The sequence below is a fragment of the Pseudomonas chlororaphis genome (assembly GCF_001921865.1).
Classification (GTDB): Bacteria; Pseudomonadota; Gammaproteobacteria; order Pseudomonadales; family Pseudomonadaceae; genus Aquipseudomonas; species Aquipseudomonas chlororaphis_D.
This window is the reverse complement of the sequence record NZ_MSCT01000020.1, coordinates 115,035-130,361: the sequence shown is the minus strand read 5'-3', so window position 1 is coordinate 130,361 and position 15,327 is coordinate 115,035. Positions and strand designations below refer to the sequence as shown.

The 15,327-nt window shown below is 64.6% G+C and carries 12 protein-coding genes and 1 pseudogene; 10 read left to right on the top strand and 3 right to left on the bottom strand.

The window, feature by feature from the left end; all coding sequences use genetic code 11:
- Positions 1-70 precede the first annotated feature (70 nt).
- From guaA to BTN82_RS23545, 3 genes are all read left to right on the top strand, one after another.
- Complete coding sequence (guaA, locus tag BTN82_RS23555) at positions 71-1,648, top strand: glutamine-hydrolyzing GMP synthase (RefSeq protein WP_075121488.1); 1,578 nt, start codon at positions 71-73, stop codon at positions 1,646-1,648.
- Between the two features lie 290 nt (positions 1,649-1,938).
- Positions 1,939-2,217, top strand: a complete 279-nt coding sequence (locus BTN82_RS23550) for a hypothetical protein (protein ID WP_075121487.1) — start codon at positions 1,939-1,941, stop codon at positions 2,215-2,217.
- Between the two features lie 5 nt (positions 2,218-2,222).
- Positions 2,223-2,744 (top strand): helix-turn-helix transcriptional regulator, encoded by a 522-nt coding sequence (locus tag BTN82_RS23545; protein WP_075121486.1) that lies wholly within the window; start codon positions 2,223-2,225, stop codon positions 2,742-2,744.
- A gap of 18 nt (positions 2,745-2,762) precedes the next feature.
- On the opposite strand, the gene treR is transcribed toward BTN82_RS23545, so the two are convergent.
- A complete protein-coding gene (gene treR, locus BTN82_RS23540) occupies positions 2,763-3,467 on the bottom strand; it encodes a trehalose operon repressor (RefSeq protein WP_075121485.1) in 705 nt (234 codons plus the stop codon).
- Positions 3,468-3,825: 358 nt separating this feature from the next.
- Here treR and treP point away from each other — a divergent pair, with 358 nt between their 5' ends.
- The 7 genes from treP to tadA all read left to right on the top strand — a co-directional run bounded on the left by treP (position 3,826) and on the right by tadA (position 13,407).
- Positions 3,826-5,268: a PTS system trehalose-specific EIIBC component gene (gene treP / locus BTN82_RS23535; RefSeq protein ID WP_075121484.1), complete on the top strand. Its 1,443-nt coding sequence runs from the start codon at positions 3,826-3,828 to the stop codon at positions 5,266-5,268.
- A 115-nt stretch (positions 5,269-5,383) separates the two neighbouring features.
- Positions 5,384-7,033, top strand: coding sequence for an alpha,alpha-phosphotrehalase (gene treC / locus BTN82_RS23530; RefSeq protein WP_075121483.1), 1,650 nt, complete (start codon positions 5,384-5,386; stop codon positions 7,031-7,033).
- Positions 7,034-7,141: 108 nt separating this feature from the next.
- On the top strand, positions 7,142-8,365 hold the full coding sequence (locus BTN82_RS23525) for a maltoporin (protein WP_075121482.1): 1,224 nt from the start codon (positions 7,142-7,144) through the stop codon (positions 8,363-8,365).
- A gap of 60 nt (positions 8,366-8,425) precedes the next feature.
- Entirely contained in the window at positions 8,426-10,963 is a 2,538-nt protein-coding gene (gene ptsP / locus BTN82_RS23520) for a phosphoenolpyruvate--protein phosphotransferase (RefSeq protein ID WP_075121481.1), read from the top strand.
- Between the two features lie 2 nt (positions 10,964-10,965).
- Positions 10,966-11,265: a PTS transporter subunit EIIB gene (locus tag BTN82_RS23515; protein WP_075121480.1), complete on the top strand. Its 300-nt coding sequence runs from the start codon at positions 10,966-10,968 to the stop codon at positions 11,263-11,265.
- Positions 11,266-11,536: 271 nt separating this feature from the next.
- Entirely contained in the window at positions 11,537-12,913 is a 1,377-nt protein-coding gene (locus BTN82_RS23510) for a multicopper oxidase family protein (RefSeq protein ID WP_075121479.1), read from the top strand.
- A complete protein-coding gene (gene tadA, locus BTN82_RS23505) occupies positions 12,913-13,407 on the top strand; it encodes a tRNA adenosine(34) deaminase TadA (protein ID WP_075121478.1) in 495 nt (164 codons plus the stop codon). Before BTN82_RS23510 ends, tadA begins: the two co-directional genes overlap by 1 nt.
- A gap of 127 nt (positions 13,408-13,534) precedes the next feature.
- Here tadA and cmoB read toward each other — a convergent pair.
- Together cmoB and cmoA are read right to left on the bottom strand one after the other, a co-directional pair.
- Positions 13,535-14,490 (bottom strand): annotated as a pseudogene (gene cmoB, locus BTN82_RS23500) (tRNA 5-methoxyuridine(34)/uridine 5-oxyacetic acid(34) synthase CmoB).
- The gene (cmoA, locus tag BTN82_RS23495) at positions 14,487-15,230 is read right to left on the bottom strand and encodes a carboxy-S-adenosyl-L-methionine synthase CmoA (RefSeq protein WP_075121476.1); all 744 of its coding nucleotides are present in this window, start codon (positions 15,228-15,230) and stop codon (positions 14,487-14,489) included. The pseudogene cmoB and the gene cmoA overlap by 4 nt, the downstream one beginning before the upstream one ends.
- Positions 15,231-15,327: the final 97 nt, after the last annotated feature.

The following is a 15,327-nucleotide window of genomic DNA, read 5'->3' as shown; positions in this document are numbered from 1 at the left end:
GCTGTTTTATTCAGCCCCGAGTCGTTTCTGAATCACGACTGTTTTCGAATTACCTAGACGAGACTGAATCATGGCCCTCGACATTCATGCCCACCGCATCCTGATCCTCGATTTCGGTTCCCAGTACACCCAACTGATCGCCCGCCGTGTGCGTGAGATCGGTGTGTATTGCGAGCTGCATCCGTTCGACATGGATGACGAAGCGATTCGCGAATTCGCTCCCAAAGGCGTCATCCTCGCCGGCGGTCCCGAGTCCGTGCACGAAGCCAACAGCCCGCGCTGCCCACAAGCGGTGTTCGACCTGGGCGTTCCGGTCTTCGGCATCTGCTACGGCATGCAGACCATGGCCGAGCAACTGGGCGGCAAGGTCGAGGGTTCCGAGCTGCGTGAGTTCGGTTATGCCCGTGTCGACGTCGTCGGCAAGAGCCGCCTGCTGGACGGCATCGAAGACCACGTCGACGCCGACGGCCTGTTCGGCCTCGACGTCTGGATGAGCCACGGTGACAAGGTCACCAAGATGCCGGAAAACTTCCACATCCTGGCCAGCACCCCGAGCTGCCCGATTGCCGGCATGTTCAACGACGACCTGCGTTACTACGGCGTGCAGTTCCACCCGGAAGTGACCCACACCAAGCAGGGCGGTCGCATCCTGTCGCGTTTCATCCTCGACATCTGCGGTTGCGAAGCCCTGTGGACACCGTCGAAGATCGCCGAAGACGCCATTGCCCAGGTCCGTGCCCAGGTCGGCACCGACAACGTCCTGCTCGGCCTGTCCGGCGGTGTCGACTCCTCGGTGGTCGCGGCCTTGCTGCACAAGGCTATCGGCGACCAGCTGACCTGCGTTTTCGTCGACAACGGCCTGCTGCGCCTGCATGAAGGCGAACAAGTGATGGCCATGTTCGCCGAGAACATGGGCGTCAAGGTGATCCGTGCCAACGCCGAAGAGCAGTTCCTGACCAACCTGGCCGGCGAAGCCGATCCGGAGAAGAAGCGCAAGATCATCGGCCGGACCTTCATCGATGTGTTCGATGCCGAATCCTGCAAGCTGGACAACATCAAGTACCTGGCCCAGGGCACCATCTACCCGGACGTGATCGAGTCGGCTGGCGCCAAGAGCGGCAAGGCCCACGTGATCAAGTCGCACCACAACGTAGGCGGCCTGCCGGAAGAAATGAACCTCAAGCTGGTCGAGCCGCTGCGCGAGCTGTTCAAGGACGAAGTCCGCCGTCTGGGCCTGGAGCTGGGCCTGCCGTACGACATGGTCTACCGTCACCCGTTCCCGGGCCCGGGCCTGGGCGTGCGTATCCTTGGCGAAGTGAAGAAGGAATACGCCGACCTGCTGCGTCGCGCCGACCACATCTTCATCGAAGAGCTGCGCAAGGCCGACTGGTACCACAAGGTCAGCCAGGCGTTCGTGGTGTTCCAGCCGGTGAAATCGGTGGGCGTGGTCGGCGACGGCCGTCGTTACGCCTGGGTCGTGGCCCTGCGTGCCGTGGAAACCATCGACTTCATGACCGCACGTTGGGCGCACCTGCCTTACGAGTTGCTGGAAACCGTCAGCGGCCGGATCATCAACGAAATCGAAGGCATCTCCCGCGTCACCTACGACGTGTCGAGCAAGCCGCCAGCCACCATCGAGTGGGAATGATCCCGGCCGAGTGATCGGCTGCTGACCGTTCAGGCAAACGCAATGGCGATCGAGACCTTCGGGTGTCGATCGCCATTTGTGTTTCAAGGCCTGTGAAAAGCCCGTTTTCCAGCCCTCCCGCAATACCAGGAAAGACATGGACCCCTCGTCGCCCGCCTGGCCTGTGTACCCTCGACAGACATTCAGCTCATCTCTTGCGGGGGGCTTTGGCGGCCCCATCGCAGGTGTTGAAAAACTCGATGGTTGTCAGTTGACAGCCTTGCCGTTGTTAACGAGACTGGAGGCCACGGATGGCTCGCACACCTCATCCCAAGAAAGACATTGAAATGGCGCTGCGCTACGCCGAATGGCAGGGCTGGCGCGTCGAAGTCGGCGGTGGTCATGCCTGGGGCAAGATCTACTGCCCCTACAACAACGAGGTGTGCCGTTGCGGCGAGTTCTGCATCACCCGTGTGTGGCGCACGCCAAAGAATCCCCATCAGCATGCCCGGGCGTTGTGCCGGGTGGTCGACAACTGCACGCTGAACCAGCTGCGCGGCGGGAAGCACCCGCAACCTCGTCGGGAGTAACGATCATGGAATACCTGTTTACCCTCAACTACCTGCTGCCGGCCCATGACTGCGATCCGGATGCGCTGGTGGAGCGCCTCGGTGCGGGCGGCTGCACCGACGCCCTGGTCGGCACCGGGCTGGCAGGGCGCCTGGCGCTGGAGTTCAGCCGCGAGGCCGAGAGCGGCAAGGCCGCGCTGTTCAGTGCCCTGGGCGATATCAAGCGGATCATCCCCGAGGCGCGGCTGGTGGAGGCCAGCCCGGATTTCGTCGGCCTGAGCGAGATAGCCGATATCGTCGGGGTATCCCGGCAGAACATGCGCAAGCTGATGCTCAACCACGCCGAAAGTTTTCCCCTGGCGATCCATGAGGGCAGCGCTTCGCTTTGGCATCTGGCGGAAGTCTTGAGCTGGCTGGATGCCCGGGGCGGTTACGAATTGCAGCACCCGGTGATCGAGGTGGCGCGGGTCGCGCAGTCGGTGAACGTCGCCAAGGAGGCCCGGCGGGTCGGCACCCCGAGCGCCGAGTTGGTGGCGCTGCTGGGCTGAGCGGGGTGCGTTGTCTTGTCAGCGGCGGGCGACGTCCGAGAAGTAGAACTTGTCCAGGGTGTGGCGGGATTCGGTGTACTCGAACTGCCGGCCGTCCTGCAGGAAGGTCTGGTTGCTGACCACGATCACGTGGCTCTGGCCGTCCAGGTCCAGGTGCAACTGATCGTCCCGGCTACGCGGGGTGGCCTCGATGGTGCGTTGGGCATAGCTGATCTGCAATTGCAGGGTCTGCTCGATGTAGGCGTAGATCGAGTGTTCGGCAATCTGCCGGTCCAGCCCCGGGATCAACTCGGCGACGAAGTGGTTGATGTCGAGGATCACCCGTTTGCCGTCGATGCGCCGGACCCGCTTGATGCGGGTCACCAGGCTGCCTTCCTCGGCCTGCAGGTGTTCGCGCAACGGGCCTTCAAGTGGGAACTGGACGAACTCCACCACCTCGGTGCTGACGTCGTTGCCCAGGCGCGGGTAGGTTTCCTGGAAGCTGACAATGCCGCCCAGCTGGAATTCGATCGGGTTCGACGACAGCACGAAGGTGCCTTTGCCATGGATCTTCTGGGCGAAACCGCGTTCCTGCAGCTGCTCGATGGCCTTGCGTACGGTGCCGCGGCTGGCCTGGTAGCTCTCCATCAACTCGGTTTCGGAAGGCAGGCGCGCGCCGCGTTCCAGGCGCTCGGTGGTGATGCTGGCAAGCAGATCGCTGTAGATCTGGTTGTATTTACTCATGGGATGGCTCTGTGCCGTGTGCGCTCAAGGCAGGAACCTTAAGGGCAGGGCCTGCATTTGTCTATTGGGTGCCTATGGCCGCTGCCGAGCCGAAGCGAGGCTGCGAACGAGCACGCAGCGGTCGTCAGGGGCGGCAGTGGCACGCTGCTAGAAAGGCTTCGCTTTCTTACGGTCGCTTCGCGACCGGACGCAGCCTGCGGCAGCGGCTACAGAGAGCGGGTTCAGGTGTGCCGCTGGTCGGGTTCGGAGGGGGGAAATTTAAACTCGTCTGTACGAGTTGTTGCTTTAACTCGTACAGACGAGTACTTTTCGCTTCGGCGTGCTGCCAATAACAAAAAACCAAAGCGGAAGAACAAGCATGAGCCACGATTACTCCACGATCGCCAGCGAGCTGCTGCACAGCCTCGGCGGCATCGACAACCTCGAGCAGGCCGCGCATTGCGTGACCCGCCTGCGCCTGGCGCTCAAGGACCCGAGCCTGGTAGACAGCGCCACGCTGAACCAGATCGATCTGGTCAAGGGTTCGTTTTTCACCGGCGGCCTGTTCCAGGTGGTCATCGGTCCCGGCGAAGTCGAGAAGGTCTACGCCGCATTGCGCCAGCTCACTGGGCTGGCTGCTTCCACCATCGCCGACGTCAAGCAGAAGGGCGCCGACAAGACCCACGCCATGCAACGCCTGGTGCGGGTGTTTTCCGATGTGTTCATGCCGATCCTGCCGGCGCTGATCATTGCCGGCCTGCTGATGGGGGTGAACAACCTGCTGGGCGCCAAAGGCATGTTCGTCGAGGGCAAGACCTTGCTCGAGGCCCACCCGGACCTGAACGGGCTGTGGAGCCTGATCAACCTGATGGCCAACACCTCCTTCGTGTTCCTGCCGGCGCTGGTGGGCTGGTCGGCGGCCAAGCGCTTTGGCGGCAGCGAGATCCTCGGCATCGTGCTCGGCTTGATGCTGGTACACCCCGACCTGCTCAATGCCTGGAACTACGGCAAGGCCGTAGCCGGGCTCGACGGCCAGAGCCTGCCGTACTTCGACATCCTCGGCCTGTTCCAGATCGAGAAGGTCGGCTACCAGGGGCAGATCCTGCCGATCCTGCTGGCGGCCTACGTCATGAGCGTCATCGAAAAGTGGCTGCGGGCGCGGGTGCCGAACGCGATCACCCTGCTGGTGGTGCCGATCACCACCATCGTCGTCACCGGCGTGCTGGCGCTGGCGGTGATCGGCCCGGTAACCCGGCACCTGGGGATTCTGATCACCGAAGGCGTGGTCACCCTGTTCGAGCTGGCGCCGATGGTCGGCGGGGCAATTTTCGGCCTGCTCTATGCGCCGCTGGTGATCACCGGCATGCACCACATGTTCCTGGCCGTGGACCTGCAACTGATCTCCACCCAGGGCGGCACCTTCATCTGGCCGATGATCGTCATGTCCAACCTGGCCCAGGGCAGCGCGGCGCTGGCGGTATTCGCCATGAGCCGCAACGCGCGGGACCGCAGCATGGCCTCGACCTCGGCGATCTCCGCCTATTTCGGTATCACGGAACCGGCGATGTTCGGGGTCAACCTGCGTTACAAATTCCCGTTCTACGCCGCGCTGATCGGCTCGGCGCTGGGCAGCGTTTTCCTTTCGCTGAACAAGGTCCAGGCCTCGGCCATCGGTGTCGGCGGTTTGCCGGGCTTCATCTCGATCATCCCGCAGTACATCCCGATGTTCGTCATGGGCATGCTCATCGCCCTGGTGGTGCCGTTCGTGCTGACCTGCGGCCTGAGCTTGAAGATCATCCGGCCGGGGTATCGCGTCGCCTGATCAATCCCATCGCGAGCCAGCTCGCTCCTACATGGCCGCCCATTCCTCTGTAGGCGCGAGCTTGTTCGCGATAAGGCCCTCAAGGCCCGCACCCAACCCATTGAAGGAACCCACCATGCAAGACTGGCAACGTTCGGTGATCTATCAGATCTACCCGAAGAGTTTCTACAGCCACCGCGGCCAGGCTACTGGCGATTTGCTGGGCGTGGTCGACAAGCTCGACTACCTGCACTGGCTGGGCGTCGATTGCCTGTGGCTTACGCCGTTCCTGCGCTCGCCGCAGCGTGACAACGGCTACGACATCAGCGACTACTACGCCATCGACCCAAGCTACGGGACCATGGCCGATTGCGAATTGCTGATCGCCGAGGCCAGCAAGCGCGGGATCAAATTGATGCTGGACATCGTGGTCAACCACACCTCGATCGAACATGAGTGGTTCCAGCAGGCCCGCAGCAGCCTCGACAACCCGTACCGCGACTTCTACATCTGGCGCGACCAGCCGAACAACTGGGAGTCCAAGTTCGGCGGTTCGGCCTGGGAATACGAAGCGCAGACCGGCCAGTACTACCTGCACCTGTTCGACCACACCCAGGCCGACCTCAACTGGGACAATCCGCGGGTGCGCGCCGAAGTGTTCAAGATGATGCGCTTCTGGCGCGACAAGGGCGTCGGCGGTTTCCGCCTGGACGTGATCAACCTGATCTCCAAGCCGGCCGATTTCCCGGAAGACGCCAGCGACGGCCGCCGTTTCTACACCGACGGCCCGAACGTGCATGCGTACCTGCAACAGATGCACCGCGAGGTCTTCGAGGGGCACGAGCTGATCAACGTCGGCGAGATGTCCTCCACCAGCCTCGAGCATTGCATTCGCTACTCGCGCCCGGAATCCCAAGAGCTGTCGATGACCTTCAACTTCCATCACCTGAAGGTCGATTACCCGAACCTGCAGAAGTGGATTCGCGCCGATTTCGACTTCCTCCAGCTCAAGCGCATCCTCTCCGACTGGCAGAGCGGCATGCAGGCCGGCGGTGGCTGGAACGCGCTGTTCTGGTGTAACCACGACCAACCGCGGGTGGTCTCGCGTTTCGGCGATGACGGCGAACACCGGACGGTCTCGGCGAAGATGCTCGCCACCGCGCTGCACTTCCTCCAGGGCACGCCGTTCGTGTACCAGGGCGAAGAACTGGGCATGACCAACCCCGGTTTTACCCACATCGACCAGTACCGCGATGTCGAGACCCTGAACATCTACCGCCTCAAGCGCGAAGCCGGCGACAGCGAAGCGCAGAACATGGCGGCGATCATGCAGAAGTCCCGGGACAACGGGCGTACGCCGATGCAATGGAATGCCGGCGAACATGCCGGTTTCAGCAGCGCGCAGCCGTGGATCGGCCTGCCGGCCAATGCCGCGCGGATCAACGTCGAGCAGCAACGGCAGGACCCGGACTCGGTGCTGCATTACTACCGTCGGCTGATCGCCTTGCGCCGTCGCGAGCCGTTGATCCAGGACGGCGAATATCGCCAGCTGCTGCCCGAGCACGCGCAGGTCTGGGCCTACTTGCGGGAGGGACAGGGCGAACGCCTGCTGGTGGTGAACAATTTCTATGGCAGCGCCTGCGAGGTGGCGTTGCCGGAAGGCGTGCTGACCGAGCGCATGGAGCAGCGCCTGGTGATCGGCAACTACACCGACCCTGCAACCTGCGGTCGTACGTTGTCCCTGCGGCCATACGAGTCCTTTGTCCTGCACTTGATCGACGGCTGAAACCTTGCCTGCCCGAGCGCGGCGTGCCCGGCACACCGCGAGCTTTCGCTCGTCGGCGAGACGGCTCCTGCCGGGCATAAACACAGAATAAAAATAATGGGGTGGCTTATGAAAACAACAATAAATCGCGGCCTGGTGGCATCCTGCGTCTGTCTGGCGTTACCGTTCCCGGCCCAGGCCCTGGAGTTCGCCGGCTACTTGCGCAGCGGCGTCGGCACCTCGGTCAACAGCAGTTCGCAGTCGTGTTTCCAACTGCCCGGGGCACAGTCCAAGTACCGTCTGGGCAACGAGTGCGAACAGTACGCCGAACTGGAATTGCGCCAGGACCTCTACACCCTGGCCGACGGCTCGGTGCTCAGCGTCGACGGCATGGCGTCGCTGTACAACCAGTACAACCGCGACCTGACCTTCCAGGGCGACAACGGCACGGCGCGCATGCCGCAGATGTATGCCCAATGGTCGAACATGCCCAGCCTCAACGGCGGATCGCTGTGGGCCGGTCGGCGTTACTACAAGCGTAACGACATCCATATTTCCGATTTCTACTACTGGAACCAGAGCGCCACCGGCGGCGGCATCGAGGACGTGCTGATCGGCGACCTGAAATACAGCTATGCCTTTTCGCGCAAGGACAACCTGTACCAGAAGGACTACATCAACCGGCACGACTTCAACGTCGCCGGTTTCAAGACCAACCCCGGCGGCGAGCTGGAACTGGGCTTGAGCTACATCGACAAGCCTGACAGCCGCGACGCCCATCGGGGCTGGGCCATAACCGCCCAGCACGTGCAAAAGGATTTCCTCGGCGGCAAGAACAAGCTGGCCCTGCAATACGGCGAAGGGCCGGGCACCGGGCTGGGTTACACCGGCGACGTGCGCCTGGACGACAGCAACAAGAGCTACCGGCTGGTGGAGTTTTTCGACTGGCAACTGACCCCGCGTTTTGGCGGGCAGGTCGAGGCGGTCTATCAGAAGGACATCCGCCCTGACGGCAACGATCAGAACTGGATCTCCCTGGGCGTGCGCCCGGCCTATGCCATCAGCGAGCAGTTCAAGCTGGTCGCGGAGCTGGGCCACGACCAGGTCGAGGCCCCGGGTGGCACGCGCAAGCTCAGCAAGTTCACCTTCGCCCCGACCTGGTCGCCCAAGGGCCCGGCGTTCTGGGCGCGCCCCGAGGTGCGCCTGTATTACACCTATGCCAGCTGGAACGAGGCGGCCAAGCGGGCGGCGAACGAGCTGGCGGCCGGCTCGGCGCTGTCCGATACCGGCGCCTTCGGTACCGCCAGGCATGGCGCGAACGTCGGATTGCAAGTCGAGTACTGGTGGAAATAAGCGATGCTGTCGGGGCGCGCGCGCCATCGGCACTTACACGAACGAACCGCAGGTGAAGTCATGGCCACAACCCAACATTTGCAACTGCTCGCGCCGCTGTCCGGGGTGCTGGTGCCCCTGGAACAGGTGCCGGACCCGGTGTTCTCCAGCCGGGTCATCGGCGACGGCCTGTGCATCGACCCGACCTCGCAGACCCTGTGCGCGCCGCTGGCCGGAGTGGTCAGCAACGTGCAGGACAGTGGGCATGCGGTCAGCATCACCGACGACAACGGGGTGCAGGTGCTGATGCACATCGGCCTGGATACGGTGAACCTGGCGGGCCAGGGTTTCAGCCGCCTGGTGAGCGAGGGCCAGCGGGTCGAGGCCGGGCAGCCGCTGATCGAGTTCGATGCCGACTACATCGCCGTGCATGCGCGCAGCCTGCTGACCTTGTTGCTGGTGGTCAGCGGCGAGCCGTTTACCTGGCGGGTGGCGGGCAACGCCTTGGTGGACAGCGGCCAGCCGCTGCTGCAACTGGAAGTTGGCACGCCAACGTCCACGGCAATGCCCGAGGAAGAAGGCGAGGCGCTGTTCTCGAAGCCGGTGATGCTGCCCAATGCCAACGGCCTGCACGCGCGGCCGGCGGCGGTGTTCGCCCAGGCCGCCAAGGGGTTCAAGGCGAGCATCTGCCTGCATAAACGCCAGGCCAGCGCCAACGCCAAGTCCCTGGTGGCGGTCATGGCCTTGCAGACCGCACAGGGCGATGCCTTGCAAGTCAGCGCGGTGGGCGTGGATGCCGAGGCGGCGATCAAGGCTTTGGCCGAGTTGCTGGCGTCGGGCTGCGGCGAAGCCGGGGCTGCGCCGGTTGCCGGCGAGCCGGCGGTTGCGGTGGCAGCGGTGACCGATACCTTGCTGCGCGGGGTCTGTGCCTCGGCAGGTTCGGCGTTCGGCCAGGTGGTGCAGGTGACGGAGCAGGCGCTGGAGATTGCCGAGTCCGCCGCCAATCCGGCGGCTGAGCGCGCCAGCCTCAAACGCGCGCTGGTCCAGGCCGCCGAGGCCTTGCAGGTGCTGCGCGATCAGGCGGGCAGCACGGCCCAGGGGGAGATTTTCCAGGCTCATCAGGAACTGCTCGAGGACCCGAGCCTGTTGGAGCAGGCCCAGGCGTTGATCGCCGAGGGCAAGAGCGCCGCGTTCGCCTGGAACAGCGCGACCCACGCCACCGCGGAACTGTTCAAGAGCCTGAACGGCACCTTGCTGGCCGAGCGCGCACTGGATCTGGAGGATGTCGGCCAGCGCGTGCTGCGGCTGATTCTCGGGGTTCGGGAGGATGCCTGGGCGCTGCCGGAGCGGGCGATCCTGATTGCCGGGCAACTCACGCCATCCCAGACCGCGGGCCTCGATCCTCGCAAGGTCCTGGGGTTCGCCACGGTCGGCGGCGGCGCCACCAGCCACGTGGCGATTCTGGCCCGGGCCCTGGGGCTGCCGGCGATCTGCGGCCTGCCCGCCCAGGCGCTGGCGCTGGCCAACGGCACCCAGGTGCTGCTGGATGCCGACCGGGGCGAGTTGCACCTGCAGCCTGCGCCGGCGCTTATCGAGCAGTTGCAGGCCACGCGTTTGCAGCAACAGCAGCGTCAGCGCGAGGAGCGGGAGCAGTCCGGCCTGCCCGCGATGACCCGCGATGGGCACCACATCGAGGTGACGGCCAATATCGCCTCGCTGGCCGAGGCCGAGCAGGCCATGGAATTGGGCGGGGAAGGGGTCGGCCTGCTGCGCTCGGAGTTTCTCTATCAGGACCGCAGCGTCGCCCCGAGCCATGAGGATCAGGTCGCGACCTACAGCGCCATCGCCGGGGCCCTGGGGCCTGCGCGCAACCTGGTGGTACGGACCCTGGATGTCGGCGGTGACAAACCGCTGGCCTATGTGCCGATGGAGGCCGAAACCAACCCCTTCCTCGGCATGCGCGGAGTCCGCCTGTGCCTGGAGCGCCCGCAGCTGTTGCGCGAGCAGTTCCGGGCGATCCTTGCCAGCGCCGGGCTGGCCCGCCTGCACATCATGCTGCCGATGGTCAGCCAGCTGTCGGAATTGCGCCAGGCGCGGCGGATCCTGGAGGACGAAGCCCAGGCCCTGGGGATCGAGGCGTTGCCGAAGCTGGGGATCATGGTCGAGGTGCCGTCGGCGGCATTGCTAGCCGACCTGTTCGCGCCCGAGGTGGATTTCTTCTCCATCGGCACCAACGACCTGACCCAATACACCCTGGCCATGGACCGCGACCATCCGCGCCTGGCCAGCCAGGCCGACAGTTTCCACCCGGCGGTGCTGCGCCTGATCGCCAGCACCGTCAAGGCCGCCCATGCCCACGACAAGTGGGTGGGCGTGTGCGGCGCGCTGGCGTCCGAGGTGTTGGCGGTGCCGTTGCTGCTGGGCCTGGGCGTCGACGAACTGTCGGTCAGCGTGCCGCTGATTCCGGCGATCAAGGCGAGCGTGCGCGAGGTCGAACTGAGCCAGTGCCAGGCCCTGGCCGGGCGCATCCTTGGCCTGGAAAGCGCCGAGCAGGTGCGCGAGGCCTTGCTCCAGCATCGACAAGCGACGCAGGCCCCTTCACCGGTTCTGGAGAACTGAACATGTTCGAGAAAATGCAGCGGGCCTTCTGGAAAGCCCTGACCCCGGACCTGGTGCCCGACCAGCCGAAAGCGGCGGCCCAGGTCAAGGACGATACCGCCCTGGACGCGGCCGTCATTGCCGCGCTGGGGGGCACGAACAATCTCAAGAGCCGGCAACGCGTGGCCCTGACCCGAGTGCGGGTGGAATTGCATGACCCGGCCTTGCTCGATGCCGCGGCCTTGCGCAGCGCCGGAGTGCCTGGGGTCATGCCGTTGGCCGCAGGCGTGGTGCACCTGATCGTCGGTCTATCCCCTCTGTAGCCGCCGCGGGGCTGGATTCGGTCACGGGAGTGCTGTGCACTCCATCGCGAGCAAGCTCGCTCCTACAGGGATTGCACAGTCCACTGCAGGAGCGAGCTTGCTCGCGATAGCGTCCGAACGATCGCCACCCCCTTTGCCTTTCCACGCACCCAGGCCCCACCCGACCTGCGGCCTGTCGCCGCGTCGCCCTTACCGTTTCCCAACTGCGGGTGTATCGTATTCGCCTTTTGCGGGCGCAGGCCTGCCGCGGATACGTGAGGTAGTTGAGTCCATGTCCTTTACCCGTCGACAGATACTCGGTGGTCTGGCCGGTCTTGCAGTGGTTGGCGTCGGCGTCGGTGGCGCGTCGCGCTACTGGCTGGGCAAGGTGGCCGACGCCGAGGCGGGCCACGATTATCAACTGATCGCCGCGCCGCTGGACGTGGAACTGGTGCCGGGCCACAAGACCGAGGCCTGGGCTTTTGGCCCGTCCGCGCCGGGCACCGAGTTGCGGGTGCGCCAGGGCGAGTGGTTGCGGGTACGGTTCATCAACCACCTGCCGGTGGCCACCACCATTCACTGGCACGGCATCCGCCTGCCGCTGGAAATGGACGGTGTGCCCTATGTGTCGCAATTGCCGGTGATGCCGGGCGAATACTTCGACTACAAGTTCCGCGTGCCGGACGCCGGCAGCTACTGGTACCACCCGCACGTCAACAGCAGCGAAGAGCTGGGCCGCGGCCTGGTCGGCCCGCTGATCATCGAAGAGCGCGAGCCCACCGGCTTCAAGTACGAACGCACCCTGAGCCTGAAAAGCTGGCATGTGGATGAAGAGGGCGCCTTCGTGCCGTTCAGCATCCCCCGCGAGGCGGCGCGTGGCGGCACCGCGGGGCGGCTGTCGACCATCAATGGCGTGTCCCAGGCGGTGGTCGATATCCCGGCCGGGCAGATCACCCGCGTGCGCCTGCTCAACCTGGACAACACCCTGACCTATCGCATCAATATCCCCGGCGTCGAAGCGCAGGTCTATGCCCTGGACGGCAACCCCATCGAGCCACGCCCGCTGGGCAAGGAATACTGGCTGGGGCCGGGCATGCGCATCTGCCTGGCGATCAAGGCGCCGGCGGCCGGCGAAGAGCTATCGTTGCGCAATGGCCCGGTGCGCCTGGGCACGTTCCGTTCGGTGGCCAACAGTGACGCGCCGACCGAATGGCCGCCAGCGCTGCCGGCCAACCCGATTGCCGAACCGGATATCGAGAATGCCGAGAAGCTCAACTTCAACTTCGAGTGGGTTGGCTCGGTCTCGGTGAACGTGGACAATGGCAAGCCGCCGAGCCTCTGGCAGATCAATGGCAAGGCTTGGGACATCACCGACAAGACCTGCGCCGACCGGCCGATCGCCACGCTCAAGAAGGGCCAGAGCTACATTTTCGAATTGAAGAACATGACCCAGTACCAGCACCCGATCCACTTGCACGGCATGAGCTTCAAGGTTATCGCCTCGAACCGCAAGAAGATCACCCCGTACTTCACCGACACCTACCTGCTGGGCAAGAACGAGCGTGCCCGTGTGGCGCTGGTGGCGGATAACCCGGGGGTGTGGATGTTCCATTGCCATGTGATCGACCACATGGAAACCGGCCTGATGGCCGCCATCGAGGTGGCCTGATGCGGCAGATTCGCCCGGCCCGGATCGTCGACCGCAGCCGCGACCAGGACTTCATGCGCGAAGCCCTGGCGTTGGCCGCGCAAGGTGCCGCGCTGGGCGAGGTGCCGGTGGGCGCGGTACTGGTGCAGGATGGGGAAATCATCGGTCGCGGCTATAACTGCCCGATCAGCGGCAGCGACCCTAGCGCCCACGCGGAAATGGTCGCGATCCGCGCGGCGGCCCAGGCGCTGGACAATTACCGCCTGCCCGGCAGCACCCTCTACGTGACCCTGGAACCGTGCAGCATGTGCGCCGGGCTGATCGTGCATTCGCGCATCGCCCGGGTGGTGTACGGCGCGCTGGAACCCAAGGCCGGCATCGTGCAGAGCCAGGGGCAGTTCTTCAACCAGGGTTTTCTCAACCATCGGGTGCTGTTCGAGGGCGGGGTCCTGGCCGAAGAGTGCGGCGCGGTGCTGAGCGAATTCTTCAAGGCGCGCCGGGCCAGCCGCGACTGAACACCTTCCGCTGTAGGAGCGAAGCTTGCTCGCGATGACGTCGGCCCGGGCAAGGCTCATCTCGAATCGGGCGTGATGTTCGAAATCGCTATCGCGGGCAAGCGTCGCTCCTACGGACGCGGGGGATTTATTTCCTGGCGACAATCACCGCGCGCATCGGCGCCGGCAGGCCCTCGATGGTCTTGCTGTGGTCGTTGGGGTCGAGGAAGTCGCTCAGGGACTGGTACTTCATCCACTCGGTGCCGCGCTGTTCCTCGACGCTGGTGACGCTCACGTCGACGCAACGCACCTCGCTGAAACCGGCGCGGCGCAGCCACAACTCCAGCGCCGGCACCGACGGCAGGAACCACACGTTACGCATCTGCGCGTAGCGGTCCTCCGGCACCAGCACCTGGTGCTGGTCGCCTTCGACCACCAGCGTCTCCAGCACCAGTTCGCCGCCCTTGACCAGGCAATCCTTGAGCGCCAGCAAATGCTCGATCGGCGAGCGGCGGTGGTAGAACACGCCCATGGAAAACACCGTGTCGAAGCCTTCCAGGTTGGCCGGCAGGTCCTCGAACGGGAACGGCAAATGCCAGACCGCCGGCTCCGACAGATAGCGCTGCACCGCCTGGAACTGGCAGAAGAACAACCAGTTCGGGTCGACGCCGATCACGCTATGGGCGCCGGCGCCGAGCATGCGCCACATGTAGTAGCCGTTGCCGCAACCGACATCGAGGATGCGCTTGCCCGCAAGGTCCAGGTGCGGTGCGACCCGCGACCACTTCCAGTCCGAGCGCCACTCGGTGTCGACATGCACGCCGAATAAGTCGAACGGGCCCTTGCGCCAGGGCGACAGGCCCATCAGCGCGGTACGCATTTGCGCGCGGGTGGCGTCGTCGCAATCGGTGTCCAGGGTCAGGCTATCGAGCAGGTCGATCTCGGTCGGCTGGATCTTCGGTAGCGCATCGAGCGCGCTCTGCCAGCGCTCCAGGTCGCCGTGGCCCTTTTCCATCTTGGCGTCGAGTTGCGCTTGCAGGGTATTGGCCCAGTCGGCCAGGGGCGTACCGGCCAGACGGCGGGCAAGGGGGACAGATCGATCATGGCAAGGCAATCAACGAGGCAAAGTTAAGACACTGGAACCACGGCACGACTGTCGAGAACCCGGCGGCCAGCAGGCGTTCGCGGTGTTCTTCGAGGCTGTCGGGCTTCATGACGTTTTCGATGGCGCTGCGTTTCTGGGCAATTTCCAGTTCGCTGTAGCCGTTGGCGCGCTTGAAGGCGACGTGCAGGTCGGTGAGCAGTGCATGTTCCTCGGGATCGTTGAAACGCAGTTTTTCCGAGAGGATCAGCGCCCCGCCGGGCACCAGCGCCTGGCGAATACGCCCGAGCAGCGCCAGGCGCTGTTCGGGGGCGATAAATTGCAGGGTGAAGTTCAGCGCCACCACCGAGGCCGGCTGGAACTGCAGGGCCAGAATGTCGCCTTCGATCACGTCTACCGGCAGCAGCTCCTGGAACATCGAGTCCTGGCCGTTGAGGTATTCGCGGCAGCGCTCGACCATGGCCGGCGAATTGTCCACCGCGATCACCCGGCAACCGTCGGTGCGCACATGGCGGCGCAGGGCCTGGGTCACCGCGCCAAGGGAGGAACCCAGGTCGTAGAGCACGCTATTGGGCTGGGCGAATTGCCCGGCGAGCACGCCGAGGTTCTCGACAATCGTCGGGTAACCCGGCACCGAGCGCTTGATCATGTCCGGGAACACCCGCACCACATCCTCGTTGAAGGCGAAGTCGGGCACCTGGGCCAGGGGCTGGGCGAAAAGGCGGTCGGGTTCTTTGCTCACGGCGGTTCCAGCGGTGGAGATGAAAAGAGGGGCGGCATTGTAGCCGCTGCCGCAGGCTGCGATAAGGCCCGAAGGGCCTTCGGGGCCTCAAGGGCGA